This is a genomic window from Acidovorax cavernicola, from assembly GCF_003581445.1.
Genome location: NZ_QXMN01000007.1, coordinates 130,129 through 154,463, shown reverse-complemented (window position 1 = coordinate 154,463; position 24,335 = coordinate 130,129). Strand labels below are relative to the sequence as shown.

Below are 24,335 nucleotides of genomic sequence, written 5' to 3'. Positions count from 1 at the left end.
CATGAATGCTCCCGTCACGGCCGGCCAGCACGCGCAGCTGTCGAAGGCACAGCGCCAGGCCGAGGTGGTGCGGGCGCTGCAGGCCCACCTGCCCGCGCATGCGCTGATCTGGCATGCCGAAGACACCACGCCCTACGAGTGCGACGGCCTCACGGCCTACCGCCAGCGCCCGCTGGTGGTGGCGCTGCCCGAGACCGAAGCGCAGGTGGCAGCCGTGCTCCAGGCCTGCCACGCACTCGGCGTGCCCGTGGTGGCGCGCGGTGCGGGCACCGGCCTGTCGGGCGGCGCCATGCCGCATGAAATGGGCGTGACGCTGTCGCTCGCCAAGTTCAACCGCATCCTGAAGATCGACCCGGTGAGCCGCACGGCCGTCGTGCAGTGCGGTGTGCGCAACCTCGCCATCAGCGAGGCCGCCGCGCCCTTCAACCTGTACTACGCGCCCGACCCGTCGAGCCAGATCGCCTGCACTATCGGAGGCAACGTGGCCGAGAACTCGGGCGGCGTGCACTGCCTGAAGTACGGCCTCACGCTGCACAACGTGCTGCGCGTGCGTGGCTTCACGGCCGAGGGCGAGCCCATCGAGTTCGGCGGCGAGGCGCTCGATGCGCCGGGGCTCGACCTGCTCGCGCTGGCCATCGGCAGCGAGGGCATGCTGGCCGTGACCACCGAGGTCACCGTCAAGCTCGTGCCCAAGCCGCAGCTGGCGCGCTGCATCATGGCCAGCTTCGACGACGTGCGCAAAGCCGGCGACGCGGTCGCGGCCGTGATCGCGGCGGGCATCATCCCGGCCGGGCTGGAGATGATGGACAAGCCCATGACCGCCGCCGTCGAAGACTTCGTGCATGCCGGCTACGACCTCGACGCCGCTGCGATCCTGCTGTGCGAATCCGACGGCACGCCGGAAGAGGTGGAAGAGGAAATCGGCCGCATGACCGACGTGCTGCGTGGCTGTGGCGCCACCGCCATCGCCGTGAGCACCAGCGAAGACGAGCGCATGAAATTCTGGAGCGGCCGCAAGAACGCCTTCCCGGCGTCGGGCCGCATCAGCCCCGACTACATGTGCCTGGACTCCACCATCCCGCGCAAGCGCCTCGCGGACATCCTGCTGGCGATCCAGGAGATGGAGAAGAAGTACAACCTGCGCTGCTGCAACGTCTTCCACGCGGGCGACGGCAACCTGCACCCGCTGGTGCTGTTCGATGCCAACGACCCCGATGAGCTGCACCGCTGCGAACTCTTCGGCGCCGACATCCTGGAGACCAGTGTCGCGATGGGCGGCACGGTGTCGGGCGAGCACGGCGTGGGCGTGGAAAAGCTCAACAGCATGTGCGTGCAGTTCACCGCCGCCGAGAACGAGCAGATGTTCGGCATCAAGCGCGCCTTCGACCCCGCCGGTTTGCTCAACCCCGGCAAGGTGATCCCCACGCTGCAGCGCTGCGCCGAGTACGGCAAGGAAGTGGTGCGCGGCGGCCGGCTGCCGCATCCGGACCTGCCGAGATTCTGAGAATTCGATGACGAACATGGACACCGCCCTCCAGCAGGTCGTGGAGCGCGTGCGCGCTGCCGCGGCCGACGCCACCTTGCTGCGCCTGCATGGCGGCGGCACCAAAGGCTTCTACGGCCAGCCGCCGCAAGGCGAGGTGCTCGAGCTGCGCGCGCTCAGTGGCCTCACGAGCTACGAGCCCAGCGAGCTGGTCGTCACCGTGCGTGCCGGCACGCCGCTGGCCGACCTCGCGGCCGCGCTCGCCGAGCAGGGCCAGTGCCTGCCGTTCGAGCCGCCGTGTTTCGCGGATGGCGGTAACACCGGTGGAACAGTTGGCGGCATGGTCGCCGCCGGCCTGAGCGGCCCGGCGCGCGCCAGCGTGGGCGCGGTGCGCGACTACGTGCTCGGCGCCACGCTCATCAACGGCCGCGCCGAGGTGCTGAGCTTCGGCGGCCAGGTGATGAAGAACGTCGCCGGCTACGACGTCTCGCGCGTGCTGGCGGGTTCGCTCGGCACGCTCGGCGTGATCGCCGAAGTGAGCCTCAAGGTGCTGCCCGTGGCGCCTGCCGAAGCCACGCTCGCCTTCGCCTGCACGCAGGCCGATGCGCTGCGCCTGCTCAACGAATGGGGCGGACGCCCGCTGCCGCTGAACGCGAGCAGCTGGTTCGAACATGAAGGCACCGGCGTGCTGCGCCTGCGCTTGCGCGGCGCCGTGGCGGCGGTCGACGCGGCCTGCGCGCAACTCGGTGGCGAGCGCCAGGACCCAGTGCGCGCCGCCGCCGGCTGGGCCGCGCTGCGCGACCAGCGCATGCCGTGGTTCGCGCTGGACGAGACCGGCCCGCTCGCGCTGTGGCGTCTCTCGGTGCCGCAGACCGCGCCGGCGATCGCCATCGAAGGCTGCGCCGCGCCGCTGGTCGAGTGGCACGGTGGGCAGCGCTGGTACCTCGCGCCACCCGAACAAGCTGCACGTGTGCGCGAAGCCGCGCGCGCGGCAGGTGGGCATGCCACGCTGTTTCGCGTGCCGGCAGCGCAAGCCGCCGACTGCCGCGTGCCGCGCTTCGACGCACTGAGCGCACCGGTGGCGCGCATCCATCGCGCGCTGATGCAGGAGTTCGATCCGCACGGGGTCTTCGACCGCGGCCGGCTCTTCGCCAGCGACCAATAAAAAAACAAACGACACCCCGCGATGCAAACCGAACTAGCCCCCGAATTCCGCGACACCGACGCGGGCCGCGAAGCCGAAGCCATCCTGCGCAAGTGCGTGCACTGCGGCTTCTGCACCGCCACCTGCCCGACCTATCAGCTGCTCGGCGACGAGCTCGACGGGCCGCGTGGGCGCATCTACCTCATCAAGCAGGTGCTCGAAGGCCAGGCGCCCACGCGCAGCACGCAGCTGCACCTGGACCGCTGCCTGACCTGCCGCAACTGCGAAAGCACCTGCCCGAGCGGCGTGCAGTACGGCCACCTGGTCGACATCGGCCGCAAGATCGTCGACGAGAAGGTGCCGCGCCCCGCCATGGAGTCGACCACGCGCTGGATGCTCAAGGAGGCGCTGCCGTCGCCGCTGTTCGGCCCCTCGATGAAGCTGGGCCAGTCGGTGCGCGCGCTGCTGCCCGAGGCACTGAAGGCCAAGGTGCCCGCGAAGCAAAACGCTGGGCAGTGGCCCACCGCCACGCATGCGCGCAAGGTGCTGATGCTCGCGGGCTGCGTGCAGCCGTCGATGATGCCCAACATCAACAGCGCCACCGCGCGGGTGCTCGACGCGGCGGGCATCCAGACCGTGATCGCGCCCGAGGCCGGCTGCTGCGGCGCCGTGAAGTTCCATCTCAACGACCAGGACGGCGGCAAGGCGCAGATGCGCGCCAACATCGATGCGTGGTGGCCCTTCGTCGAACACGGCGAGGTCGAGGCGATCGTGATGAACGCCTCGGGCTGCGGCGTCACCGTGCGCGAGTACGGCCACATCCTGCAGCACGACGCGGCCTATGCCGCGAAGGCCGCGCGCATCAGCGCGCTCACGCGCGACCTGAGCGAGCTGTTGCCCGATCTCGTGCCCGTGCTGCAGGGCCGCGTGCGCGCGCCCGAGGGCGTGGTGGCGTACCACCCGCCCTGCACGCTGCAGCACGGCCAGAAGTTGCGCGGCGGTGTCGAGACGCACCTGCGCGCGCTCGGTTTCGACATGCGCGTGGCCATGAACGAATCGCACCTGTGCTGCGGCTCCGCCGGCACGTACTCGGTGCTGCAGCCCGAGCTGGCGTACCCGCTGCGCGATCGCAAGCTGGGTCACCTGAAGCAGCTGCAGCCCACCACCATCGCCTCGGCCAACATCGGCTGCATCACGCACCTGCAAAGCGGCAGCGGCGAGACGCCCGTGCGGCACTGGGTGGAACTGCTCGACACGGCGCTGCAGCCGCCGGCAGGGTAGGGTTCGCGCGCACGGCAGGGTACGTTGCCGTCCGACGTGCGCCCGGCGCGTTCGGGGCGCATCATGGCGAACCGATGAAGCTGCAAGGAGTTCGCGCCATGTCCTTCGTTTCCGCCTTTCCGTTGCGCCGTGCGTTGCTGGCCGCCGTCTGCGCCACGGGCACCTTCGCCGCACAGGCGCAGCAGCCGCCGTCGGCCCTGCCGCCCTGGCAGGGCATCGGCACCACGCGCTATGTGTGCGGCGGCATCGGCTCCGACGAGTCGACCGCGATGCGCGCCGCCATGAAGAACCATCCGCTGGCGCTGCTGTTCGCGCGCGCCGACGGCGCCTACCTGGCCAACCTGAATGTCGCCATCAAGGGCGGCGATGCGAACTCGTCTGCCGCGATGGCCTTCACCGCCACCGGGCCGGTGTGCCTGATCGACGTGCCGGCGGGGCGCTATGTGATCGACGTGAGCACGCCGAAGGGCGAGACGAAAAGCCAGACCGTGACGGTCGGCGGCGGGCCGAAGACGGCCGACTTCCGCTTCTGACCCCGGGCTGCGGCTCAGGTGGCCGCCAGCGCCGCCTCGATGTCGCGCGTGAGCGAGGCCGGCGTGTCCAGCGGCGCGTAGCGCTTGAGCACCGCGCCGTCGCGGCCCACCAGGAACTTGGTGAAGTTCCACTTGATGGCGGTGCTGCCCAGCAGGCCGGGCTTTTCCTTGGTGAGCCACTGGTACAGCGGCAGGGCGCCGCTGCCGTTGACGTCGATCTTCTCCATCATCGGGAAGCTCACGCCGTAGTTGGTCATGCAGAAGGCGCCGATTTCCTCGTTGCTTCCCGGGTCCTGGCCGCCGAACTGGTTGGAGGGAAAGCCCAGCACCGTGAGACCCTGGTCGGCGTATTTCTCGTGCAGCGCTTCCAGCCCCTCGAACTGCGGCGTGAACCCGCACTTGCTCGCCGTGTTGACGATCAGCAGCACCTGGCCGCGGAAGGTCGAGAGCTTCACCGGCTTGCCGTCGATGCGGGTGGCCTGGAAGTCGTAGACGCTGGTCATGGGAGGGTTCCTCAGGTGGACGCGGAAACGCGATCATCGCGCGGCGTGGGGGTTCGCGCAAACGCCGCCCAGACCGCGCCCAGCACGATCAGCGCGCCGCCGATCAGGATGCGTGCGTCCATCGTGGCCGCGCCCAGCGCCACCGACGACACGCTTGCGAACAGCACCTCCGACAGCATGATCACCGAGGTGACGCTGGCCGCGAGCTTCGGCGCGCCGTACTGCAGGCACACGTTGGCGATGATGAAGCCCGTGCCCAGCACCGCGGCCCAGCCGAGCCAGCCGGACGACGCGAGCAGCGGCGACTGGATGCCACCGAACGCGGTGCCGATGAGCGCCGCGACGCCCGCCACCACGGTGCAGCCCCAGAACATCGCCAACGCGCGCGATTCGCCCGGTGCATGCCGCAGACGGCGCAGCACGATGTTGGTCACGGCAAAGCCGAAGCCCGCCGCCACGCCCAGCCAGTCTGGCAGGCTCGACGGCACCGGCCAGTCGGTACCCGGTGCCTTCAGCACCACCACCACGCCGGCGAGTGCCAGCGCCACCCGCACCAGCGAGCCGCCCGTCGGCCGCTCGCCCAGCAGCAGCCAGGCCAGCAGCACGCTCCACAGCGGCATCAGATAGAACAGCAGCACCACGCGCACCACGTCGCCCTGCGTCACGGCCCAGTTGAAGCCCACGTTGGTGAAGCCGGCCGCCAGGCCCAGCGCCGCCAGCATCGGGAACGCAACGAAGCCCTTCCAGGCGTGTCGGCGCAGCAGGCCCATGGCCGCGGCGATGACGAGGTAGACCAGGCAGGTGGTCCACAGCGGGTGCAGCCCGAAGCTTGCCACCTGGCGGAACGGGAACCACGAAACGCCCCACACGAAGGCGTTGAACATCAGGGCAAGTGCGGGCATGGGGCGTTGGATTGGGGGCGCTCGGCGCGCCGGCCATTGCACCAACGCGGTCGCGCGAAATCAGTGGTGCTTGTCGCTGCGGGCGATGGCCAGGAGGTGCTCGACTTCCTCAGGATACTTCTTGAGGTTGCTCTCGTGCCAGCGCTTGATGATCCACATGCAGCCGGCCACCACCAACCCGAAGGCGCTGATCGCGCCGTAGGCCGACAGGCCCAGGCCCGTGCACACGCTGTAGAAGCCGCCTAGCAGAAGAATGCAGGCCTGCTCGTTGAAGTTCTGCACGGCAATGGAGCGGCCGGCGCCCATCAGGTTGTGGCCGCGGTGCTGCAGCAGCGCGTTCATCGGCACCACCAGGAAGCCGCCCAGGCCGCCGAGCATGATGAGGAAGGGCACCGCCAGCCAGACGTTGCCGATGAAGTTCATGCAGATCACCATCAGGCCCATCGCGATGCCCATGGGGATCACGCGCGTGGCCATGTCCAGCCGCATGTACATCGAGGCCACGATGGCGCCCACGGCCGTGCCGATGGTCACCACGCCGGTCAGCGCCGAGGCCTGGGTGGTGTTGTATTCGAGCGCCACGGCGGCCCAGGCCAGCACGATGTACTTGAGGTTGCCGCCGGCGCCCCAGAAGAGCGTGGTGGTCGCCAGCGAGATCTGGCCCAGCCGGTCGCGCCACAGGCGGGCGTTGCAATGCCAGAAGTCGGGCAGCAGGCCGGCCAGGTTGCGCGCCAGGCTCTGCTCGGGGTTCGAGCGCAGCGGGCGCATCTCGACGCCCGTGTGCGGGATGCGGGTGTTGAACCAGGCGGCCAGCACGTAGACGAAGATCAGCACCGCAATGGCGGCCTCGGCCGGCGAGTCGATGCCGGTGTCGATGAATGGCAGGTCGATCAGCAAGAGCTGGCTGGACACCGCATGGCCCACCAGCATGCCCCCGAGCACGATGCCCAGCAGGATCGAGGCGATGGTCAGCCCTTCGATCCAGCCGTTGGCCTTGACCAGTTGGGACGCCGGCAGCAACTCGGTCAGGATGCCGTACTTGGCCGGCGAATACGCCGCCGCGCCCAGTCCCACGATGGAATACGACAGCAGCGGGTGCGAGCCGAACAGCATCATCAGGCAGCCCACGACCTTGATCGCGTTGCTGATGAACATCACCTTGCCCTTGGGCAGCGCGTCGGCAAAGGCGCCCACCAGCGGGGCCAGCACCACATAGAAGACCGCGAAGATCGGCACCAGGGCGGCCCGCTGCCATTCGGGGGCACCCGAACTTCGCATGAGATCGACGGCAACGACGAAAAGCGCTTGGTCGGCCAGTGACGAAAAGAACTGGGCCGACATGATCGTGTAAAAACCGCGCTTCATCGATGGGCTGGCTGGCCAGAGGAGCTGCTGGCGGTAGTTAGAAAGTGTCGAAAATGTGTCGCGTCTGACGCGAATGGGCGGTTATAGCACGGGGGTGCGACACGAAATGAGGCATCCCCACCGGTTTCAACCCCATTCCCGAAGATGCTAAAACGTGGTCCGCATTCACCCGAGCACCCCCATGCCGCGCCCCATTCTTGCCACCGTCCACACCGCCGCCCTGCGCCACAACCTCGACCGGACCCGCCGTTCGGCCCTCGACGCCCGCGTCTGGGCGGTGGTCAAGGCCAATGCCTACGGGCACGGCATCGAGCGCGTCTATGAAGGCCTGCGCGGCGCCGACGGCTTCGCGCTGCTCGACCTGGCCGAGGCCGAGCGCGTGCGCGCGCTGGGCTGGCGAGGCCCGGTGCTGCTGCTGGAAGGCGTGTTCGACGCGCGCGACCTGGAGCTGTGCTCGCGCCTGGACCTGTGGCATTCGGTGCATTGCGACGAGCAGATCGACATGCTCGCGGCCCACAAGACCCTGAAGCCGCAGCGCGTGTTCCTGAAGATGAACTCCGGCATGAACCGCCTGGGCTTCACGCCCGAGCGCTTCGGCTCGGCCTGGACGCGCCTGAACGCGCTCACGCAGGTCGACGAAATCTCGCTCATGACGCATTTCAGCGACGCCGACGGCCCGCGCGGCATCGACCACCAGCTCGAGGTGTTCGAGCGCGTCACGCGCGACCTGCCGGGCGAACGCTCCATCGCCAACAGCGCCGCCACGTTGCGCCATGCACCGCGCACGCGCGGCGACTGGGTGCGCCCCGGCATCGTGCTGTACGGCAGCGCGCCCGACTTTCCCGCCCATGACGCGGCGCACTGGGGGCTGGAGCCGACCATGACGCTGTCGACCCGCCTCATCTCCGTGCAGACGCTGAAGGCCGGCGACACCATCGGCTACGGCTCGCGCTTCGCGGCCGAGGGCCCGCTCACCATCGGCATCGCGGCGGTCGGCTATGCCGACGGCTACCCGCGCCACTGCGACACCGGCACCCCGGTGCTGGTGAACGGCGTGCGCACTCGCATGGTGGGCCGCGTGAGCATGGACATGATCACCGTCGACCTCACGCCCGTGCCCGACGCGGCCTTCGGCGCCGAAGTCACGCTGTGGGGCCGCTCGGCCCTGACCGGCGCGGTGCTGCCCATCGACGAGGTGGCGCAGGCCGCCGGCACCGTCGGCTACGAACTCATGTGCGCGGTCGCGCAGCGGGTGCCCTTCGCGCCCGCCGACGAATGAAGGTTCTTTCCAACTGGCGCTCCGTGCGCCTGTGGGAAAGCCAGGTCGAACGCGACCTGCACCGCAACCACAGCCTGCGCACGCACGGGCTGCTGATCGGCACTTTCACGCTGCTGCTGATGTGGGGCGTGTCGGCGCTGCAGATGCACCTGCTGCAGGTCGACTCGCTGGCCGTGCGCTACCTCGTCACGCTGGGCGTGGGCTACCTGGGGTATCTGTGCGTGCTGCGCTGGTGGGCGCAGCGGCTGGTCGAGAGGCGCACGGAGATCGAGGCGCCCGATGACCTGGGGATCAGCTCCGACGGCCCGGACGACCATGGCTGCGTGCCCGATGGCACCGACGGTGGCAGCGTGCTCTCGGACGTGGCCAGTGGCGCGCTGGATGCCGCGGGCGGCGCCGACGAGGGCGCCATCATCGTCGTGCCGGTGCTCGCCATCTTCCTGCTGTGCCTGGCCGTCGTGCTGGGCGCGGGCTCGCTCGTGCTGCTGTACTTCAGCTGGGACGCGCTGCTGGCCGTGGCGATCGAGGTCGCCTTCTCCTATGTGTCGGCGCGCGCCGCGGTGCGCGTGGCGCGCGAGGGCTGGCTCATGGCGGCGGTGCGGCTCACCTGGAAGCCGCTCCTGGGCGCGGTGGTCTGCGCGGTGGCGCTGGGCGCGCTCATCGATCATTTCATGCCGCAGGTCCACTCGCTGCCCGAGGCCGTGCGCGTGCTCACGGGGAAGGCACCGCGCTGAGCAGGTGCTCGACCAGCACCCGGCACTTGGGCGGCAGGTAGCGGTTCGGCGGGTACAGCAGCCAGGCCTGGCCCTGGTAGTTGCCTTGCAGCGTCCAGTCGGACAGCACGCGCATCACGCGGCCGTCGTCCAGCGCCTCGCGCGCCGTGAAGGTCGGCACGCAGGCCACGCCCAGGTCCGCGAGCGCGCCGCCGAGCCGCATTTCGCTGTGGTTGCAGACATAGCGGCCGTCCACCGCCACTTCGATCTCCACCTTGGCGTCGTCCTCGCCTTCCTTTCGGAAACGCCAGTGGTTGTCGCGCTCGTGCTCGCCCAGCGACAGGCAGCTGTGCGCGCGCAGGTCGTGCGGGTGCGTGATGGCCGCGTGACGCGCCAGGTAGGCCGGCGTGGCGCACAGGATGTGCTCGGCCGCCATCAGCCGCCGCGCCACCAGCCCCTCGGGCGGCGCCGTGGTCAGCCGCACCACGAGGTCCACTCCTTCGCGGATCGGGTCGATGTCGCGGTCGGCCACGATCAGCTGCACGTCCACCGCCGGGTACTGGCGCAGGAAGTCGAGCAGGTGCGGGTGCAGCACGTGCCGCGCGAAGGCCTTCGGCGCGCTCAGGCGCACGCGGCCGGCCGGTGCGCGGGCGAACTGCGCACCGATGTCCATCGCACCCTGCGCCGCCGCCACCAGTTCGCGGCAGCGCGCGAAGGCCTCGACGCCGGGCTCGGTGAGCCGCAGCTGGCGCGTGGTGCGCTGCAGCAGCTGCACGCCGATCTCCTGTTCGAGCCGCTTCACCTGCCGGCTCGCGGCCGAGGGCGTGATGCCCAGCAGGTCGGCGGCGGCCGAGAAGCTGCCGAGTTCGGCGACCCGCATGAAGGTCACCATCTCGGGCAGCACCTTGAGAAATGAATTCGTTCCCACCACGCAACAGTCCTGTTCCGGCCGACGGCTGTGCGGCCCTGGTTCGGCCCGGAACAATGCGCCTTCTCTTTTTCTTTCAGGCGCTCCGGGTCGCGGGCAGACAGTATGGATTCAAAGGTGTTGCAGGGGGCGGTCCCGGCGGGGCGCCGTTGGTGGCGAGGGTCGTGGCCGGCCGGCTTCGGCCCCGCCGAACTCATGCTGCTGCTCGTGGCGGCGGTCTGGGGCGGCAGCTACGCGGTGGCCAAGCAGGCGACGCAGCAGCTGCCCGTGCTCGAATTCGTCGCGCTGCGCTTCGGCCTCACGTTTCTCGTGCTGCTGCCCGCGCTGCGGCCGCTGTGGTCCGACGCACAGTGGCGCCAGGGGCTCGCCGTGGGCGGCCTGCTGGGCGCCAACCTGCTCGCCATCTTCCTGTGCGAGACCTTCGGTGTCTCGCTGACCCTGGCGAGCAACGCCGCCTTCCTCATCAGCCTGTGCGTGGCGATCACGCCCTTCGTCGAATGGTGGCTGCTGGGCCGGCGTCCGGCGCGGCGCGTGTTCTGGGCGGCCGGACTCTCGGCCGTGGGCGCGGCGCTGCTCTCGGCGCCTTCGCTCGCCGACCTGTCGATGGGGTGGGGCGACGCGCTCATGCTCGCCGCCGCCTTCCTGCGCGCCGTCATGGTCTGCCTGACGCGTCGCCTGGCGGGCCGCCACAACCTGCCGGCGCTCACGCTCACGGCCGTGCAGTCCGGCGTGATGGCGCTGGGCGCGGCGGCGCTGTCGCTGCTGTCCGTGGCCGGCGGCGGCGCCTGGCACCTGCCGCCCGCCACAGCCGCCTTCTGGTGGGGCATGGCCTACCTCGTGCTGCTGTGCACCGTGTTCGCCTTCTTCGCGCAGAACCATGCGGCCTCGCGCAGCAGCCCGAGCCGGGTGTCGCTGCTCATGGGCAGCGAGCCGGTGTTCGGCGCGGCCATCGCGGCCCTGGTGCTGGGCGAACGCATCGGCGCCTGGGGCTGGGCCGGCGGGCTGCTGATCGTGGGCGCGGCCCTGTGGGTCAGCCTGGTGCCGGAGGCGGGCGAACAGAAGTGGCGTCCCTGACGGCGGAAGGGCCCCCGCTGTCCGGGGCCAGCGGCTCGTGGCATCCTCGGGGGCTGCGGCGTTTCGCCGCCCCACACAACACCAAGGAATGCAGACATGGGCGCGCAATGGAAAGCCAAGCACAAGGACGTGGCCGCGAACGCCAAGGGCCGGCTGTTCGGCAAATTGGCCAAGGAAATCATGATGGCCGCGCGCAACGGCGCCGACCCGGGCTCGAACGCGCGGCTGCGGCTGGTCGTCGAACAGGCCCGCAAGGTCTCGATGCCGAAGGACACGCTCGACCGCGCCATCAAGAAGGGCGCCGGCCTCACGGGCGAATCGGTGCACTTCGACCACGTCATGTACGAGGGCTTCGCCCCGCACCGCGTGGCCGTGATGGTCGAATGCCTGACCGACAACGTGAACCGCACCGCGCCTGAAATGCGCGTGCTCTTCCGCAAGGGCCAGCTCGGCACCTCCGGCTCGGTCTCGTGGGATTTCGACCACCTCGGCATGATCGAGGCCGAGCCCGCCACCAAGGACGCCGACGCCGAAGTGGCCGCCATCGAAGCCGGCGCACAAGACTTCGAGCCCGGCGCCGAAGAGGGCACCAGCCTGTTCCTGACCGAACCCGCCGACCTCGACCTCGTGAGCCGCGCACTGCCGGCCCAGGGTTTCACCGTGCTGTCGGCCAAGCTGGGCTACCGGCCCAAGAACCCGGTCGACCCCGCCACCCTCAGCGCCGAGGACCTGGAAGAGGTCGAGGCCTTCCTCGCGGCGATCGACGCGAACGACGACGTGCAGAACGTGTACGTCGGGCTGGCGGGCTGAGCTGAACGCCTGGCGCTCGGGGCAACGCTCCCGCGTTCAGTACAACCCGAGCTGCCGCGTGCGCAGCCGCGCCAGCCCCAGCAGCGCATCGGTGAACGGCGTGGCCACGCCGGTCAGCTCGCCCAGCTCGCGCACCACGGTGACGAGCGCGTCGAGTTCCACCGAGCGGCCGGCTTCCACGTCCTGCAGCATCGAGGTCTTGAAGGCGCCGAGTTTCTTCGTGACCTCGTGCCGGTCTTCGGGGCTTTGCGTGATTTCGATGCCGATGCGCCGGCCGATCTCCTTGGCCTCGAGCATCACGGCCGAGATGAAGCCGCGCACGTAGTCGTCGCCCATGATCAGGTCGGTGGTCGCGCCGGTCAGCGCGCTGATCGGGTTCACCGTCATGTTGCCCCACAGCTTGAACCACACGTCCTTCTGGATCTGCGGCGACAGCGTGGTGTCGATGCCCGTGCTCTTGAGCAGCGCGACCAGCTTCTGCACGCGCGGCGTGGCTTCGCCCGAAGGCTCACCCACGATCAGCCCGTTGCCGAAGTGGTGCCGCACCACGCCCGGCCCGTCGAGCGAGCAGCTGGCATGCACCACGCAGCCGATCACGTTGCGCGCCGGAATGGCGCGCGCGATGTGGCCTTCGGGGTCGACGGCCGCGAGCCGGTGGCCCGTGATCTCGCCGCCGAAGCCGCCTTCCAGGAACCACCACGGCACGCCGTTCATGGCCACCAGCACGAGGGTGTCGGGCCCGATCAGCGGCCCGATGCGTTCGGCCACGCCGGCCAGCGCGGGCGCCTTCACGGCGATCACCACGAGGTCTTGCACGCCGAGGGTCTCGGGGTCAGCCACCGCGTTCACCGGCACGCGCGTGCGCACGTCGCCGCGCATCAGCGAGAGGCCGTCGCGTTGCAGCGCGTCGAGCGTGGCGCCGCGCGCCACCACGTTGAGGCGTTCGCCCGCTTGCGCGAGGCCGACGCCGATCCATCCGCCGATCGCGCCGGCGCCGTAGATGCAGATCTTCATGGGGTCAGTTCTTGTAGCTGGCGTCGATGCGATCGACCTGGCGCACGAGCGCGTTGAACACGTCCTGCCCGGCGCCGTGCTCGGGGCTGAACTGCAGCGCATCGCGCGTGCAGCGCTGCGCGATCTCCTCGCTCACCGGAATGGCCGCGCCCATCGAGAAGGTCGCCATCTGGATCTCGCAGGCGCGCTGCAGCGTCCACAAGATTGCGAAGGTCTGCGGCAGCGTCTGGCCCCAGGCCAGCAGGCCGTGGTTGCGCAGGATCACCGCGTTGCGGTCGCCGATGCTCTTGAGCAGGCGCGGGCCTTCGTCGGCATGGATCGTGATGCCCTCGAAGTCGTGGTACGCCACCATGCCGTGCAGCTGCGCGGTATAGAAATTGGTCTGCTGCAGGCCACCCTGCAGACAGGCGACGGCCACGCCGGCGGTGGTGTGCGTGTGCATCACGCAGTGCGCGCCGGGCAGGCCGTCGTGGATGGCGGCATGCACCACGAAGCCGGCCGGGTTCACCGGGTAGGTCGAGCCGTCGAGCACCTTGCCCTGCAGGTCGATCTTCACCAGGTTGCTGGCCGTCACTTCGCTGTAGTGCAGGCCGAAGGGGTTGATGAGGAACTGCTTCTCGCCGCCGGTGACGCTGTCGGGCAGCCGCACCGTGATGTGGTTGTAGATCATCTCGGTCCAGCCCAGCATCGCGAAGACGCGGTAGCAAGCTGCGAGCTCTTCGCGCGCGGCGCGCTCGTCGGGATGGATCGAGGGATGGACCAGCGCCGAAGGCGCGGTGGCGAGTGTGTTCATGGCAGTTCCTTCATGTGTTTAACCTTCCGCTGTGAAGCCGACTTCCTTCACGATCGGCGCCCACTTGGCGGTGTCCTTCTTCAACAGATCGGCCAGCTCGGCAGGCGTGGAAGACATCGCTTCCAGGCCGAAGGTGCCCAGGCCGTCGATCACGTCCTTCTGCGCCAGCGCGTTCTTCATCGACGTGTTCAGCTTCGCCACGAGTTCGGGCGAGGCCTTGGCCGGCAGGAAGAAGGCGAACCATTCGCTGTGCGCCATGTTCTTGATGCCCTGCTCGCCGAAGGTGGGCACGTCCGGCGCGAAGCGGCTGCGCTTGGCACCCGACACGCCCAGGATGCGGACCTTGCCCGACTGCAGGTGCTGCGTGATGTCGCCGATGGGGCCCGACACCGCCGAGATGTTGCCGCCCAGCAGGTCGAGCATGGCCGGCTGCGTGCCGCGGTAGGCCGCGTGCTTGAGCTCGACACCGCCCTGCTTGCCCAGCAGCGCGCCGATGAAGTGCGGCGTGGAGCCCGCGGCCGGCGAGCCGTAGTTGGCGCCGGCCGGGTTGGCCTTGGCCCACGCGAGGAACTCGGGCACCGTCTTGACGGTGGCCGGCACGGCCGGGCCGACCGCGAAGCCGAAGTCGAAGATGCAGGCCAGGCTCACGGGCGTGAGGTCGACCATCGGGTCGTAGGGCAGCTTCTTGTAGATGTGCGGATAGATCGTGAGGATCGACGTGGGCGTCTGCAGGATCGTGGTGCCGTCGGCCGGACGGCCCTTCACGTAGCTCACGGCGATCTGGCCGCCCGCGCCGGTGCGGTTCTCGACCACGGCGGTCTTGGCGTAGTCGGGGCTCAGCTTGAGCGCGATGCGGCGGCACGTGGTGTCCGAGGTGCCGCCGGCCGCGAAGCCGGTGACGATGGTCGCGTTCTCGAGCGCGGCGGCCTGTGCGAAGGCGTGCTGGCCGATGCTCGCGAGCAGCGCCGAGGCGCCGGTGGTCTGCAGCATGTGGCGGCGGGTGAAGGTCATGGCTGTCTCTCTTTTCGGTGGTGGTGAAGGAGGGATCACGACTCGTCGCGCAGCCAGGTGACCGCGCCCGAGTGGGTCACGGCGCCCTGGTGGGCAGGGCGCACGGTGAGCGCGTATTTTTCCAACAAACCACCCTGCGCCACCCCCGCGTTTACCTCACGTCGGGCCAGGCGCGCGGCGATTTCCTCGGCCGTCAGTTCGACCGAAATGCTGCGTGCTTCGGCGCGCGCATCGATGGCCACCATGTCGCCGTCGCGCAGCACCGCGATCGGTCCGCCGTCGGCCGCCTCGGGCCCTGCGTAGCCGATGCACAGGCCGCGCGTGGCGCCCGAAAAACGCCCGTCGGTCAGCAGCGCCACCTTGTCGCCCATGCCCTGGCCGTAGAGCAGCGCGGTGATGCCCAGCATCTCGCGCATGCCGGGGCTGCCCTTGGGGCCTTCGTTGCGGATGACGATCACGTCGCCCGCTTCGTAGCGGCGGTTCTGCACCGCTGCCTGCGCTTCTTCTTCCGAGTTGAAGACACGTGCCGGGCCGCGATGCACCAGCGTCTTCAATCCTGCCGTCTTGAGCAGTGCGCCGTCGGGGCAGAGGTTGCCCTTGAGCACGGCCAGGCCGCCGTCGCGCGTGATCGGGTTGGACGGATCGCGCACCACGCGGCCGTCGGGTGCGTTGGCGTCGGCGACTTCCTCGGCCAGCGTGCGGCCAGTGAAGGTGAGCGCGTCGCCATGCAGGAAGCCCTGTTCGATCAGCGTGCGCAGGATCACGCCGGCGCCGCCGATGTAGTACACGTCGCGCGCGAGGTACTGGCCGCCCGGGCGCAGGTCGGCGATGAGTGGCGTGCGTGCGAAAACTTCGGCCACGTCGTCGAGGTGGAACCTGATGCCCGCCTCGTGCGCAATCGCCGGCAGGTGCAGCGCGGCATTGGTGGAGCCGCCCGTGGCCGACACCACGGCGCAGGCGTTCTCCAGCGCCTTGCGCGTGACGACGTCGCGCGGCAGCGGGCCATCGCCCATCACGGCCTTCATGAGTTGCTTCGCGGCGCGGCGCATCAGCGGCGCGCGTTCGCTGAACACGGCGGGTACCATGCTCGAGCCGACGGGTGCGAGGCCCAGCGCTTCCGACACCATGCCCATCGTGTTGGCCGTGAACTGCCCCGCGCAGGCGCCGGCCGTGGGCAGGCAGGCGCGGCTCATCGCGTCGAGCTCGTCGTGCGTGGCCGTGCCGGCCAGCACCTTGCCGATGGTTTCGTAGGTGTCGACCACGTTGAGGTCGCGACCGTCGGGGCCGGGCATCTGGCCCGGCAGCGCCGAGCCGCCGTGCACGAACACGCTGGGCACGTTGCAGCGGACCATGCCCATCATCAGGCCCGGCAGGTTCTTGTCGCAGGCGCCGATGGCGAAGATGCCGTCCCACTGGTGGCCGCGCGTCGAGGCTTCCACGCTGTCGGCGATGAGTTCGCGCGAGATCAGCGAGAAGCGCATGCCCGAATGCGCCATCGTGAGCCCGTCGCTCACCGACACCACCGGGCATTCGTGCGGCGTACCGCCGCCCGCGTAGATGCCGGTCTTGGCGTGCTGCGCCTGCTCGCGCAGATTGAGGTTGCACGGGCTCATTTCGCCGCCCGTGTGGAACACGCCGACGTGCGGGCGCGCGATGTCCTCATCGTCTTGGCCCAGCGCGTGCAGGAAGCTGCGCGTGGTCGCGCGGATGGTGCCCTCGCGGATGGTGGCGGAGCGGAAGCGCTTGCTGTTCGGATCGGTGGGCGTGGTCATCGGCTGGCGTTGGCTGGCTGGGATTCAGGAACTCAGGAGGTCAGAACATGCCGTTCTTGTTCGCAGCGGTCTCTGGCACGGGCTGCACCACGTCCCAGTGCTCGACGATCTTTCCGTTCTCCAGCTTGAAGATGTCGACGATGGCGCTGCCGCGCGTGCCTGGCTCTCGCACTGCGTTGACGTGCAGGATCACGTAGTCGCCGTCGACGAAGCTGCGCTTGATCTCGCTCTTCGAGTTCGGAAACTTCTCGCGCAGGAAGGCGACGAACTTGCGAAAGCCCTCGGGGCCGTCGGCTGCCGTGGGGTTGTGCTGCACGTAGCGGTTGCCTACGTACTGCAGGGCCGCATCGGCGTCCTTCTGGTTCAGGCCCTTCTCGTAGAAGGCGAGCACCGTCTGGCGGTTGGCTTCCTGCTGCGCGGTGGTGCCCTGCTTGCCAGCGCCCATGGGCGCGCAGGCGGTGAGAAAGAGGGCGGCGGCCGCGGCCAGCGCCGCGAAGGTGGTGCGTTGCATCGGATGACTCCCTTGAGTGACTGATCGAGTGATGAATCAGTAGCCGTTGGGCGTCTGCGCGCCCGGTGCGGCCTTGTACTTCGCGAGCAACTGCCTGGCGGCTGCCGCGAGCAGGATGGTGTCCACACCCACCGCCACGAAGAGCGCACCGGCCGCGAGCCACTTGCGCGCCTGTTCCTCGGTGGTCGACAGAATGCCGGCCGCCTTGCCGGCCTTGCGGATGCGCGCGACGCCATCGGCGATCACGGCCTGCACCTCGGGGTGGTTGGGCTGGCCCACGAAGCCCATCGAGGCCGACAGGTCGGCCGGCCCGATGAACACGCCGTCCACGCCCGGTGTCGCCGCGATGGCATCGAGGTTCTTCATGGCCTCGACCGTCTCGGCCTGCACCAGCAGGCAGGTCTGCGCGTTGGCTTCGTGCAGGTAGTTCGGGTAGGCCTGCCAGCGCGAGGCGCGCGCGAGCGCGCTGCCCATGCCGCGGATGCCTTCGGGCGGATAGCGCATGCCCTGCACGAGCTTCGCGGCCTGCTCGGCGGTGTCGACCATCGGCACCAGCAGCGTCTGCGCGCCGATGTCCAGGTACTGCTTGATCAGCGTGGTGTCGCCGGTGGGCAGGCGCACGATCGGGTGCGAGCGCGCCGTGTCGGGCTGCGCCGACCACGCGCTCGAAATGCCCTGCAGCTGCGCGAGCACCGAGCGTACGTCGTTGGGCGCGTGCTCGCCGTCGACCAGCAGCCAGTCGTAGCCGGTGCCGGCCAGCAGCTCGGCGACATAGCCGTCGCCCAGGCCGACCCACAGGCCGATCTGCGGCTGGCCTGCTTGAAGGGCTTGCTTGAAAGTGTTGAGTGGGGTGTGCATGAAAAACTCGTCAGACAAAACGGAAGGCGATGGAGCCCAGAGGACCGTAGTCGGCATGGAAGGTGTCGCCGGGCACGGCGTTGGTGGGGCGCGTGAACGAGCCGCCCAGCACCACCTCGCCGGCCTCCAGGCATTCGTCCCAGGGCGCGAGCTTGTTCGCGAGCCAGGCCACGCCGGTGGCGGGGTGGTTGAGCACGGCCGCGGCCACGCCCGATTCCTCGATCACGCCGTTCTTGTAGAGCAGCGCGCTGACCCAGCGCAGGTCCACCGCGTCAGGCTTCACCGGCCGGCCGCCGAGCACGATGCCGGCGTTGGCCGCGTTGTCGGCGATGGTGTCGAACACCTTGCGCATGGCCTTGGTGTGGCGGTCGAACTGCTCGATGCGCGCGTCGATGATTTCGATGGCGGGCACCACGTAGTCGGTGGCGGCCAGCACGTCGAAGATGGTGACGTTCGGGCCCTGCAGCTTCTTGCCGAGCACGAAGGCCAGTTCGACCTCGATGCGCGGCGCGATGAAGCGCGTGAACGGGATGTCGGCGCCCTGTTCGAAGAACATGTCGTCCAGCAGCGTGCCGTAGTCGGGCTCGGTGATCTGGCTGGCCTGCTGCATGGCGCGCGAGGTCAGGCCGATCTTGTGGCCCTTCACGATGCGGCCTTCGGCGATCTTGTGCTTCACCCACTCGCGCGAGACGGCATAGCCGTCCTCGATGGTCATCTCGGGAAAGCGCTTGGAGAAATGCTCGACCTGCACGCGCGATTTCTCGCTCTCGTGCAGTTCTGCGGCCAGTTGGGCGATGGTGGCGGTGGACAGCATGGGGCTTCTTCTTCGGTGATCGTCAGGATTTGTTGAACAGGGGGTGCAGGTTGCTGTGCTTGCCGTCATACACCTGCCCGGGGGCTTCGTCGATCTGCAGTGTGATGCCGATGTGGCGCTGCGTGAAGACCGGTTCGAAATGCGTGCGCACGACGGCCAGCAGGTCGTCGCCGGCTTTCTTCTTCACCGCCTCGGAGCGGCCCGAGGCCATGCGCAGGTTCAGGTACACGAAGGCGTAGTCGGCGCGGCCGTCGGCCACCGCGTAGTGCGCGGCCGGGTAGGCCAGCACGCGCGTGCCGCCCGTGGGGAACACGGGCTTGGCGTTCTCGTCGCGCTGCGCGAGCATGGTGTCGGCCAGCGCGCGGCACAGCGCCGGCATGTCGGTCTCGGCCTCGATGTTGGGCGTGTAGAGGATCACCAGGTGGGGCATGGGGAGGTTCCTTCGTTCATTCCACCGACATGACGGCGGCCGTGCAGGTCACCGCGAAGATCGGGATGGCTTTCATGTGGAAGATCTCGCCCTTGCCGCGCGCGGCCGCGGCCACGCTCAGGAAGGTGCGGATCTCGAAGCCGCCCTGGCCCGCTTCGCGGTAGGTGGCTTCGTCGCCGTAGTCGGTGGGCGAGAGCAGCGCCTCGCGGTCATTGGCGCACCAGCGGCGCATGAACTCGGCGTCCCAATCGGCATTCACCTTGCCCGAGTCGGGCGTGGCCGGCCAGTGCGAGATGCCGCCGGTGCCCACCAGCGCGATGCGCTCGGGGGCCTTGTCGCAGGCGCGGCGCAAGGCTTCGCCGAAGGCCCACGCGCGGTGCAGTGGCGTGAGCGGCGGGCCCTGGCAGTTGATGTTCACGGGGATGACCTTGGTGTCGAAGTCCGGCGTCAGGAAGTTCAGCGGCACCATGATGCCGTGGTCGAATTTCCATTCTTCCGCGTAGGCCACGTCCACGGTCTGCATCACCTCGCGGATCAGGCGCTGCGACAGCGCGGCGTCGCCGGGGATGGTGTGCTTCTCGATGCCCAGCCACTTCGGGTCTTCGATCGGACCCTCGTAGCTGTCGGCCATGCCGATGGCATAGGCCGGCATGTTGTTCATGAAGAAGTTCGCGAAGTGCTCGGCGGCGATGACGATCACCGCATCGGGCTTCGTGGCGCGCATCGCCGCGCCGAAGCGGTGGAACTGCGCGTGGAACTCGTCCTTGACGGCCGGGTCGGCCAGATGGGCGCGGCCGGTGATGCCGGGGGCGTGGCTGCACACGCCTGCGAATACGAGGCTCATACGCCAGCCACTTTCTCGTCGGTGCCGGTTGTCATTGCATAGATGCCCGCGCGCACCGGTCCGTACTTGCGCACGCCCTCGCGCATGGCTTCGAGGTAGTCGGCCCACGGAATGCCCAGCAGCGGTGCGAAGTGCATCAGCAGCTGCCCGTTGCAACCGAGGACGTAGAGCTTGCCGATGTCACCGCTGGCGATGGCCTCGCGCTCCTCGTCGTTCAGGTCGTAGCCGGCCAGCAGCACGTCGCGCGCGTCGCCGCCTTCGGCATAGCGGCGCTGCACCTCGGCGTCGCGGTTCAGCGCGAACAGGAATTTCTGCATGGCGTACAGGCTCATGGTTCAGCTCTCGAGCTGGATGTTGGCCTTGCGGATCACGTCGCCGTACTTCGCGATCTCGCTGCGGATAAAGTCCGCGAAGCGTTCCGGCGTGCCCGACAGCGACGCGATGCCGCCCTTGTGGAAGGCCTCGGTTACGGCCGGCGAAGCCAGCGCGCGGTTGACTTCGGCGTTCATGCGTTGCACCACGGCGTCCGGCGTGCCGGCCGGGGCCAGCAGGCCGTTCCACGAGTTGGACTCGATGGCCACGCCCTGCTCGGCCAGCGTGGGAATGGCGGGCGCGTACTGCGAGCGCTGCGCGGTCGCCATGCCCAGCGCCACCAGCTTGCCGGCCTGCACATGGCCGCGGAACTCAGGCCAGTTGCCGAACATCACCGTCACCTGTCCGCCGAGCAGGTCGGCGAGCGCCGGACCCTGGCCCTTGTAGGGCACGTGCACGAGGTCCAGGCCCATCTGCAGCTTGAGCATCTCGCCCGACAGGTGCGCCGAGGTGCCGTTGCCGAAGGAGGCGAAGCTCAGCGTGCCCGGCTTGGCCTTGGCCAGGGTGCGCAGGTCGGCGAGTGTCTTCAGGCCGCTCGCCGGATGGGTGGCGAGCACGTGCTCCGACATGCCCATGAGCGCGACCGGTCGCAGGTCTTTCAGCGTGTCGTAGGGCAGCTTGCGCACCAGCGTCTGGTTGGCGGTGAAGCTGTTGGCGACGCACACGAAGCTGTGGCCGTCGGGCACCGACTTGGCGACCGCATCGACACCGATCACCGTGCCCGCGCCGGGCTTGTTCTCGACGATCACCGGCTGGCCCAGCGCCTTCGCCAGCTCGACGCCGACCAGGCGCGCCACGAAGTCGGTGGTGCCGCCCGGCGTGAACGGCACGACGATGCGCACCGGCTTGGCGGGCCAGGCCGCGGGCGCCTGCGCGCGGGCGAGCGACGGGAGTGCTGCGAAGGCGGCGGCGCCCTGCAGCAGGGCGCGGCGACCGATGGCGTGAGGGGTCGAGGGCATGGGCGGCATCAATCGAGCTTGATGTCGCGCGCCTTGATCAGCGCGTGCCACTTCTTGCGTTCGGACTCCACGAGGCGGCCCATGTCGGCGGCGTCGGTGGGGCGTGCCTCCCAGCCGGCGTCGTAGAGCTTCTGCTTCACGCCCGCGTCGTTCATGCTCTTGAGCAGGTCGGTGCCCAGGCGCGCCTGGATGGCCTTGGGCGTGGCGGTGGGCGCGACCAGCCCCTGCCAGGTGTAGGCCTCGACGGCATAGCCGAGTTCCTTGGCCGTGGGCAACTGCGGCAGTTGTGGCACGCGCTCGGCCGACATCGCCAGCAGCGGCACGACCTTGCCGGCCTTCACGGCGCTGATGCCGCTGGGCAGGTCGAGCATCATCAGCGGCACCTGGTTGCCCATCAGGTCCTGCAGCGCGGGCGCGCCGCCCTTGTAGGGCACGTGCAGCATCGAGACGCCGGCCTCGCGCTGGAACAACTCGTAGGCCAGGTGGTGCGGGCTGCCGGTGCCCGGCGTGGCGATGCTGTACTTGCCCGGCGAGGCCTTGAGCGCGGCGATCAGCGCCTTGGCGTCGGTGAAGCCCGTGCCCGGTGCGGCCGTGATGATCAGCGGCGAGCGGCCCATCATGCCGATCAGCGCGAAGTCCTTCTCGGCGTCGTAGGGCAGCTTCTTGTAGAGCGCGGGGTTGTAGACCAGCACGCCGTTGTCGGCCGAGAACACGGTGTAGCCGTCGCCCGGTGAACGCGCCACGTTTTCCGACGCGATGATCGCGCCGGCGCCGGGGCGGTTGTCCACCAGCACCGGCTGGCCGAGCTGCTGCGAGAGCTGCGCGCCGGCGGTGCGCGCGAGGAAGTCGGTGCCGCCGCCGGCCGGGTAGCCGACGACCCAGCGCACCGGCTTGGTCGGGTAGGCCGGAGGCGAGGCCGTCTGCGCGGTGGCGGCGGGCGCGAGCATCGTCATCGCGGCACCTGCCACCGCGAGGGCGGCGGCAAGGCGGAAGGTCCTGGTGGTGGCGGTCGTCATGGCGGTTTGTCTCCGTGGTTTTTGAAAGCGTGGGCTCAGCGCGTGGCGATGGTGTTGATCAGTGCGCCGATGCCGTCGATCTCGGTGACGACCACGTCGCCCGGCTGGCAATCGACCACGCCGTCGGGCGTGCCGGTGAGGATCAGGTCCCCTGGCGACAGCGTCATGAAGCGGCTGAAGTATTCGATGAGGAAAGGCGCGTCGAAGATCATGTCGCGCGTGTTGCCTTGCTGCGTGACCGTGCCGTTCACGGTGGTGCGCAGCGCGAGCGCCATCGGGTCGGCCACGTCCTTCGCATCGACGAACCAGGGGCCCAGCGGCGTGCAGGTGTCGCGGTTCTTCACGCGCAGGTTGGGGCGGTACCAGTTCTCGAGGTAGTCGCGGATCGCATAGTCGTTGGCGACCGTGTAGCCGCCGATGAAGTCGTAGGCGTCGTCGCGCTTTACGTGCTTCGCGGTCTTGCCGACGACGATGGCGAGTTCGCATTCGTAGTGCATGAACTTCACGCCGGTCGGGCGGTGCGTGAGCTGGCGATGGCCGATCAGTGCGCTCTGCCCCTTCACGAACACCAGCGGCTCTTCAGGGGCCTTGAATTCCAGCTCCTTCGCGTGGTCGGCGTAGTTCAGGCCGAGCGCGAGGATGGTGCGCGGGCGCGCCGTGGGCGCAAGCGGCGGCAGCCACACGAGCTGTTCCTGCGGCACGACGCGGCCGTCGTCCAGCCGCACGGCGGCGTCGGGCTGGCCGTTGAATTCATGGGCGGTGCCGGTGTGTTCGCGGCCTTCGAAGATGACGCGTGCGTGCTTCATGCGGCCTCCTGCACCAGCGTGTTGTGCAGCGGCTCGAAGCCGGGTGCCGAGATGTCGATGCGGTCGCCCGCGCGTGCCAACGGCCGGCCTGCGCCGCAGCCCAGCAGCAGCACGTCGCCGTGCGCCAGCGTCATGAACTCGCTCACGTCGGCCAGCAACTGCGCGGCGGGGCGCACGAGCGTCGAGAAATCGAGCGACTGTTTCAGCGCGCCGTTGATGCGCACCTCGACGTGGAAGTCCGCCGGGTCGGCGACCGACTGCGCATCGCGCAGCGCCGGGCCGATGCCCAGGAAGCCGTCGACGCACTTGAACTTCACCGGCGGGCGGAAGAAGCTCGCGTGGGGAATCGACAGGTCGTTCATCAGCACGAAGCCTTCGATGTCGCCCTCGGCGCCGATCACCATGCCGATGCTGGCGCCGATTTCGACCTCGGGCACCGAGGCAGGCACGGCGATCGCGCTGTCGTGCGGGCTCCAGGTGTTGGCCGTCTTGACGTAGAGCACCGGCGCCTGCGGCGGCGCCTTGTAGGGTGGCTGCGTCATCTGCGGCGCGAGCGCGTCGAACTCGGCGCGGAAGTTCAGCAGCGTGCCGTACACGGTGCCGCTGGGCAGGAAGGTCGTGGTCATGGCTCGGGTTGCTCCAGCGCGATCAGCTCGTCCAGCAGGCCGTAGAGCTGTGTCAGCTTTTCCTTGCCCAGCGACTGCTCCAGCCACTGGTAGTGCGCCTCGATGCTGGTCGACAGCCGCTTGACCAGCTTGCGTCCGTGCGCCGTGGCTTCGATCACGGTGCGCCGCTGGTCGGCCGGATCGCGCTCACGCTGGATCAGCCCGTCGCGTTCCATGCGTGCGAGCACGCCGGTGAGGCTGGGGCCGAGGATGAAGGCCTCGCGCGCCACGCGGCCGGTTTCCACCGCGCCGTGTTCGCCCAGCACGCGCAGCACCCGCCACTGCTGGTCGGACAGCGCGTGCTCGCGCAGGCTGGGCCGCGTGTGGGCCATGACGGCTTCGCGCGCCTGCAGCAGCAGGCGCGGGAGGTTGCGGTGGGTGAAAGTCGCGCTCAAGAACTGTGCCCTTCGAGATTATTTAATATATTAAATGATCGTCGAAAAAGCACGCCTGCG

The 24,335-nt window shown here is 69.2% G+C and carries 27 protein-coding genes; 8 read left to right on the top strand and 19 right to left on the bottom strand.

From position 1 onward, the window contains the following. Position 1: 1 nt before the first annotated feature. The 4 genes from D3H34_RS09175 (at position 2) to D3H34_RS09160 (ending at position 4,441) form a co-directional block, all read left to right on the top strand. A complete protein-coding gene (locus D3H34_RS09175; protein ID WP_119553136.1) occupies positions 2-1,504 on the top strand; it encodes an FAD-linked oxidase C-terminal domain-containing protein in 1,503 nt (500 codons plus the stop codon). Between the two features lie 16 nt (positions 1,505-1,520). Then, complete coding sequence (glcE, locus tag D3H34_RS09170; protein WP_119553153.1) at positions 1,521-2,648, top strand: glycolate oxidase subunit GlcE; 1,128 nt, start codon at positions 1,521-1,523, stop codon at positions 2,646-2,648. Between the two features lie 21 nt (positions 2,649-2,669). Next, positions 2,670-3,908 (top strand): glycolate oxidase subunit GlcF, encoded by a 1,239-nt coding sequence (gene glcF / locus D3H34_RS09165; RefSeq protein ID WP_119553135.1) that lies wholly within the window; start codon positions 2,670-2,672, stop codon positions 3,906-3,908. Between the two features lie 98 nt (positions 3,909-4,006). Further along, positions 4,007-4,441, top strand: a complete 435-nt coding sequence (locus D3H34_RS09160) for a carboxypeptidase regulatory-like domain-containing protein (protein WP_119553134.1) — start codon at positions 4,007-4,009, stop codon at positions 4,439-4,441. Positions 4,442-4,455: 14 nt separating this feature from the next. Here D3H34_RS09160 and D3H34_RS09155 read toward each other — a convergent pair whose 3' ends face one another. The 3 genes from D3H34_RS09155 to lplT are packed head-to-tail and all read right to left on the bottom strand — an operon-like array spanning position 4,456 to position 7,211. Next, positions 4,456-4,944 carry a glutathione peroxidase gene (locus D3H34_RS09155; RefSeq protein ID WP_119553133.1) on the bottom strand — a complete coding sequence of 163 codons (489 nt, stop codon included), beginning with the start codon at positions 4,942-4,944 and terminating at the stop codon, positions 4,456-4,458. 11 nt (positions 4,945-4,955) lie between these two features. Continuing rightward, a complete protein-coding gene (locus D3H34_RS09150) occupies positions 4,956-5,846 on the bottom strand; it encodes a DMT family transporter (protein WP_119553132.1) in 891 nt (296 codons plus the stop codon). Between the two features lie 60 nt (positions 5,847-5,906). Beyond that, positions 5,907-7,211, bottom strand: a complete 1,305-nt coding sequence (gene lplT / locus D3H34_RS09145; RefSeq protein ID WP_119553131.1) for a lysophospholipid transporter LplT — start codon at positions 7,209-7,211, stop codon at positions 5,907-5,909. A gap of 181 nt (positions 7,212-7,392) precedes the next feature. Between lplT and alr the strand changes: the two genes are divergently transcribed. Together alr and D3H34_RS09135 are read left to right on the top strand one after the other, a co-directional pair. Further along, positions 7,393-8,490 carry an alanine racemase gene (alr, locus tag D3H34_RS09140; RefSeq protein WP_119553130.1) on the top strand — a complete coding sequence of 366 codons (1,098 nt, stop codon included), beginning with the start codon at positions 7,393-7,395 and terminating at the stop codon, positions 8,488-8,490. After that, positions 8,487-9,224, top strand: a complete 738-nt coding sequence (locus D3H34_RS09135) for a hypothetical protein (protein WP_119553129.1) — start codon at positions 8,487-8,489, stop codon at positions 9,222-9,224. Before alr ends, D3H34_RS09135 begins: the two co-directional genes overlap by 4 nt. On the opposite strand, the gene D3H34_RS09130 is transcribed toward D3H34_RS09135, so the two are convergent. Then, a complete protein-coding gene (locus D3H34_RS09130; protein ID WP_119553152.1) occupies positions 9,202-10,131 on the bottom strand; it encodes a LysR family transcriptional regulator in 930 nt (309 codons plus the stop codon). The two genes, D3H34_RS09135 and D3H34_RS09130, sit on opposite strands and share 23 nt — an antisense overlap. Positions 10,132-10,326: 195 nt before the next feature. On the opposite strand from D3H34_RS09130, the gene D3H34_RS09125 reads away from it, so the two are divergent. Continuing rightward, positions 10,327-11,205 carry a DMT family transporter gene (locus tag D3H34_RS09125; protein WP_286185558.1) on the top strand — a complete coding sequence of 293 codons (879 nt, stop codon included), beginning with the start codon at positions 10,327-10,329 and terminating at the stop codon, positions 11,203-11,205. A 96-nt stretch (positions 11,206-11,301) separates the two neighbouring features. Further along, the gene (locus D3H34_RS09120) at positions 11,302-12,015 is read left to right on the top strand and encodes a YebC/PmpR family DNA-binding transcriptional regulator (protein WP_119553127.1); all 714 of its coding nucleotides are present in this window, start codon (positions 11,302-11,304) and stop codon (positions 12,013-12,015) included. Between the two features lie 36 nt (positions 12,016-12,051). On the opposite strand, the gene D3H34_RS09115 is transcribed toward D3H34_RS09120, so the two are convergent. The 15 genes from D3H34_RS09115 to hpaR are packed head-to-tail and all read right to left on the bottom strand — an operon-like array spanning position 12,052 to position 24,275. Next, on the bottom strand, positions 12,052-13,029 hold the full coding sequence (locus tag D3H34_RS09115; protein ID WP_119553126.1) for a 2-dehydropantoate 2-reductase: 978 nt from the start codon (positions 13,027-13,029) through the stop codon (positions 12,052-12,054). A gap of 4 nt (positions 13,030-13,033) precedes the next feature. Continuing rightward, positions 13,034-13,822 carry a class II aldolase/adducin family protein gene (locus D3H34_RS09110; RefSeq protein ID WP_119553125.1) on the bottom strand — a complete coding sequence of 263 codons (789 nt, stop codon included), beginning with the start codon at positions 13,820-13,822 and terminating at the stop codon, positions 13,034-13,036. Positions 13,823-13,840: 18 nt separating this feature from the next. After that, on the bottom strand, positions 13,841-14,833 hold the full coding sequence (locus tag D3H34_RS09105; RefSeq protein WP_119553124.1) for a Bug family tripartite tricarboxylate transporter substrate binding protein: 993 nt from the start codon (positions 14,831-14,833) through the stop codon (positions 13,841-13,843). Positions 14,834-14,868: 35 nt separating this feature from the next. Further along, positions 14,869-16,605 (bottom strand): dihydroxy-acid dehydratase, encoded by a 1,737-nt coding sequence (ilvD, locus tag D3H34_RS09100; RefSeq protein ID WP_119553123.1) that lies wholly within the window; start codon positions 16,603-16,605, stop codon positions 14,869-14,871. A gap of 40 nt (positions 16,606-16,645) precedes the next feature. Continuing rightward, positions 16,646-17,116 (bottom strand): nuclear transport factor 2 family protein, encoded by a 471-nt coding sequence (locus D3H34_RS09095; RefSeq protein WP_119553122.1) that lies wholly within the window; start codon positions 17,114-17,116, stop codon positions 16,646-16,648. A gap of 36 nt (positions 17,117-17,152) precedes the next feature. Beyond that, positions 17,153-17,974 carry a 4-hydroxy-2-oxoheptanedioate aldolase gene (gene hpaI, locus D3H34_RS09090; protein WP_119553121.1) on the bottom strand — a complete coding sequence of 274 codons (822 nt, stop codon included), beginning with the start codon at positions 17,972-17,974 and terminating at the stop codon, positions 17,153-17,155. 10 nt (positions 17,975-17,984) lie between these two features. Next, positions 17,985-18,788 carry a 2-oxo-hept-4-ene-1,7-dioate hydratase gene (gene hpaH, locus D3H34_RS09085; RefSeq protein ID WP_119553120.1) on the bottom strand — a complete coding sequence of 268 codons (804 nt, stop codon included), beginning with the start codon at positions 18,786-18,788 and terminating at the stop codon, positions 17,985-17,987. A 22-nt stretch (positions 18,789-18,810) separates the two neighbouring features. Continuing rightward, positions 18,811-19,218, bottom strand: a complete 408-nt coding sequence (locus tag D3H34_RS09080) for a 5-carboxymethyl-2-hydroxymuconate Delta-isomerase (protein WP_119553119.1) — start codon at positions 19,216-19,218, stop codon at positions 18,811-18,813. A gap of 16 nt (positions 19,219-19,234) precedes the next feature. After that, a complete protein-coding gene (locus tag D3H34_RS09075; protein WP_119553118.1) occupies positions 19,235-20,062 on the bottom strand; it encodes a DODA-type extradiol aromatic ring-opening family dioxygenase in 828 nt (275 codons plus the stop codon). Continuing rightward, positions 20,059-20,394 carry an aromatic ring-opening dioxygenase subunit LigA gene (locus tag D3H34_RS09070; protein WP_119553117.1) on the bottom strand — a complete coding sequence of 112 codons (336 nt, stop codon included), beginning with the start codon at positions 20,392-20,394 and terminating at the stop codon, positions 20,059-20,061. Before D3H34_RS09070 ends, D3H34_RS09075 begins: the two co-directional genes overlap by 4 nt. 3 nt (positions 20,395-20,397) lie before the next feature. Then, a complete protein-coding gene (locus D3H34_RS09065; RefSeq protein ID WP_119553151.1) occupies positions 20,398-21,372 on the bottom strand; it encodes a tripartite tricarboxylate transporter substrate binding protein in 975 nt (324 codons plus the stop codon). A gap of 29 nt (positions 21,373-21,401) precedes the next feature. Then, the gene (locus tag D3H34_RS09060) at positions 21,402-22,409 is read right to left on the bottom strand and encodes a Bug family tripartite tricarboxylate transporter substrate binding protein (protein WP_119553116.1); all 1,008 of its coding nucleotides are present in this window, start codon (positions 22,407-22,409) and stop codon (positions 21,402-21,404) included. Between the two features lie 35 nt (positions 22,410-22,444). Further along, a complete protein-coding gene (locus D3H34_RS09055) occupies positions 22,445-23,215 on the bottom strand; it encodes a fumarylacetoacetate hydrolase family protein (protein WP_119553115.1) in 771 nt (256 codons plus the stop codon). After that, entirely contained in the window at positions 23,212-23,841 is a 630-nt protein-coding gene (locus D3H34_RS09050) for a fumarylacetoacetate hydrolase family protein (RefSeq protein ID WP_119553114.1), read from the bottom strand. Before D3H34_RS09050 ends, D3H34_RS09055 begins: the two co-directional genes overlap by 4 nt. Beyond that, complete coding sequence (gene hpaR / locus D3H34_RS09045) at positions 23,838-24,275, bottom strand: homoprotocatechuate degradation operon regulator HpaR (RefSeq protein WP_119553113.1); 438 nt, start codon at positions 24,273-24,275, stop codon at positions 23,838-23,840. The genes D3H34_RS09050 and hpaR overlap by 4 nt, the downstream gene beginning before the upstream one ends. Positions 24,276-24,335 lie beyond the last annotated feature (60 nt).

Bases quoted from the DNA above. Each gene is read 5' to 3' on its own strand.
- D3H34_RS09175 (WP_119553136.1), top strand. From the start codon at position 2: ATGAATGCTCCCGTCACGGCCGGCCAGCACGCGCAGCTGTCGAAGGCA.
- glcE (WP_119553153.1), top strand. From the start codon at position 1,521: ATGGACACCGCCCTCCAGCAGGTCGTGGAGCGCGTGCGCGCTGCCGCG.
- glcF (WP_119553135.1), top strand. From the start codon at position 2,670: ATGCAAACCGAACTAGCCCCCGAATTCCGCGACACCGACGCGGGCCGC.
- D3H34_RS09160 (WP_119553134.1), top strand. From the start codon at position 4,007: ATGTCCTTCGTTTCCGCCTTTCCGTTGCGCCGTGCGTTGCTGGCCGCC.
- D3H34_RS09155 (WP_119553133.1), bottom strand. From the start codon at position 4,944: ATGACCAGCGTCTACGACTTCCAGGCCACCCGCATCGACGGCAAGCCG.
- D3H34_RS09150 (WP_119553132.1), bottom strand. From the start codon at position 5,846: ATGCCCGCACTTGCCCTGATGTTCAACGCCTTCGTGTGGGGCGTTTCG.
- lplT (WP_119553131.1), bottom strand. From the start codon at position 7,211: ATGAAGCGCGGTTTTTACACGATCATGTCGGCCCAGTTCTTTTCGTCA.
- alr (WP_119553130.1), top strand. From the start codon at position 7,393: ATGCCGCGCCCCATTCTTGCCACCGTCCACACCGCCGCCCTGCGCCAC.
- D3H34_RS09135 (WP_119553129.1), top strand. From the start codon at position 8,487: ATGAAGGTTCTTTCCAACTGGCGCTCCGTGCGCCTGTGGGAAAGCCAG.
- D3H34_RS09125 (WP_286185558.1), top strand. From the start codon at position 10,327: ATGCTGCTGCTCGTGGCGGCGGTCTGGGGCGGCAGCTACGCGGTGGCC.
- D3H34_RS09120 (WP_119553127.1), top strand. From the start codon at position 11,302: ATGGGCGCGCAATGGAAAGCCAAGCACAAGGACGTGGCCGCGAACGCC.
- D3H34_RS09115 (WP_119553126.1), bottom strand. From the start codon at position 13,029: ATGAAGATCTGCATCTACGGCGCCGGCGCGATCGGCGGATGGATCGGC.
- D3H34_RS09110 (WP_119553125.1), bottom strand. From the start codon at position 13,822: ATGAACACACTCGCCACCGCGCCTTCGGCGCTGGTCCATCCCTCGATC.
- D3H34_RS09105 (WP_119553124.1), bottom strand. From the start codon at position 14,833: ATGACCTTCACCCGCCGCCACATGCTGCAGACCACCGGCGCCTCGGCG.
- ilvD (WP_119553123.1), bottom strand. From the start codon at position 16,605: ATGACCACGCCCACCGATCCGAACAGCAAGCGCTTCCGCTCCGCCACC.
- D3H34_RS09095 (WP_119553122.1), bottom strand. From the start codon at position 17,116: ATGCAACGCACCACCTTCGCGGCGCTGGCCGCGGCCGCCGCCCTCTTT.
- hpaI (WP_119553121.1), bottom strand. From the start codon at position 17,974: ATGCACACCCCACTCAACACTTTCAAGCAAGCCCTTCAAGCAGGCCAG.
- hpaH (WP_119553120.1), bottom strand. From the start codon at position 18,788: ATGCTGTCCACCGCCACCATCGCCCAACTGGCCGCAGAACTGCACGAG.
- D3H34_RS09080 (WP_119553119.1), bottom strand. From the start codon at position 19,218: ATGCCCCACCTGGTGATCCTCTACACGCCCAACATCGAGGCCGAGACC.
- D3H34_RS09075 (WP_119553118.1), bottom strand. From the start codon at position 20,062: ATGAGCCTCGTATTCGCAGGCGTGTGCAGCCACGCCCCCGGCATCACC.
- D3H34_RS09070 (WP_119553117.1), bottom strand. From the start codon at position 20,394: ATGAGCCTGTACGCCATGCAGAAATTCCTGTTCGCGCTGAACCGCGAC.
- D3H34_RS09060 (WP_119553116.1), bottom strand. From the start codon at position 22,409: ATGACGACCGCCACCACCAGGACCTTCCGCCTTGCCGCCGCCCTCGCG.
- D3H34_RS09055 (WP_119553115.1), bottom strand. From the start codon at position 23,215: ATGAAGCACGCACGCGTCATCTTCGAAGGCCGCGAACACACCGGCACC.
- D3H34_RS09050 (WP_119553114.1), bottom strand. From the start codon at position 23,841: ATGACCACGACCTTCCTGCCCAGCGGCACCGTGTACGGCACGCTGCTG.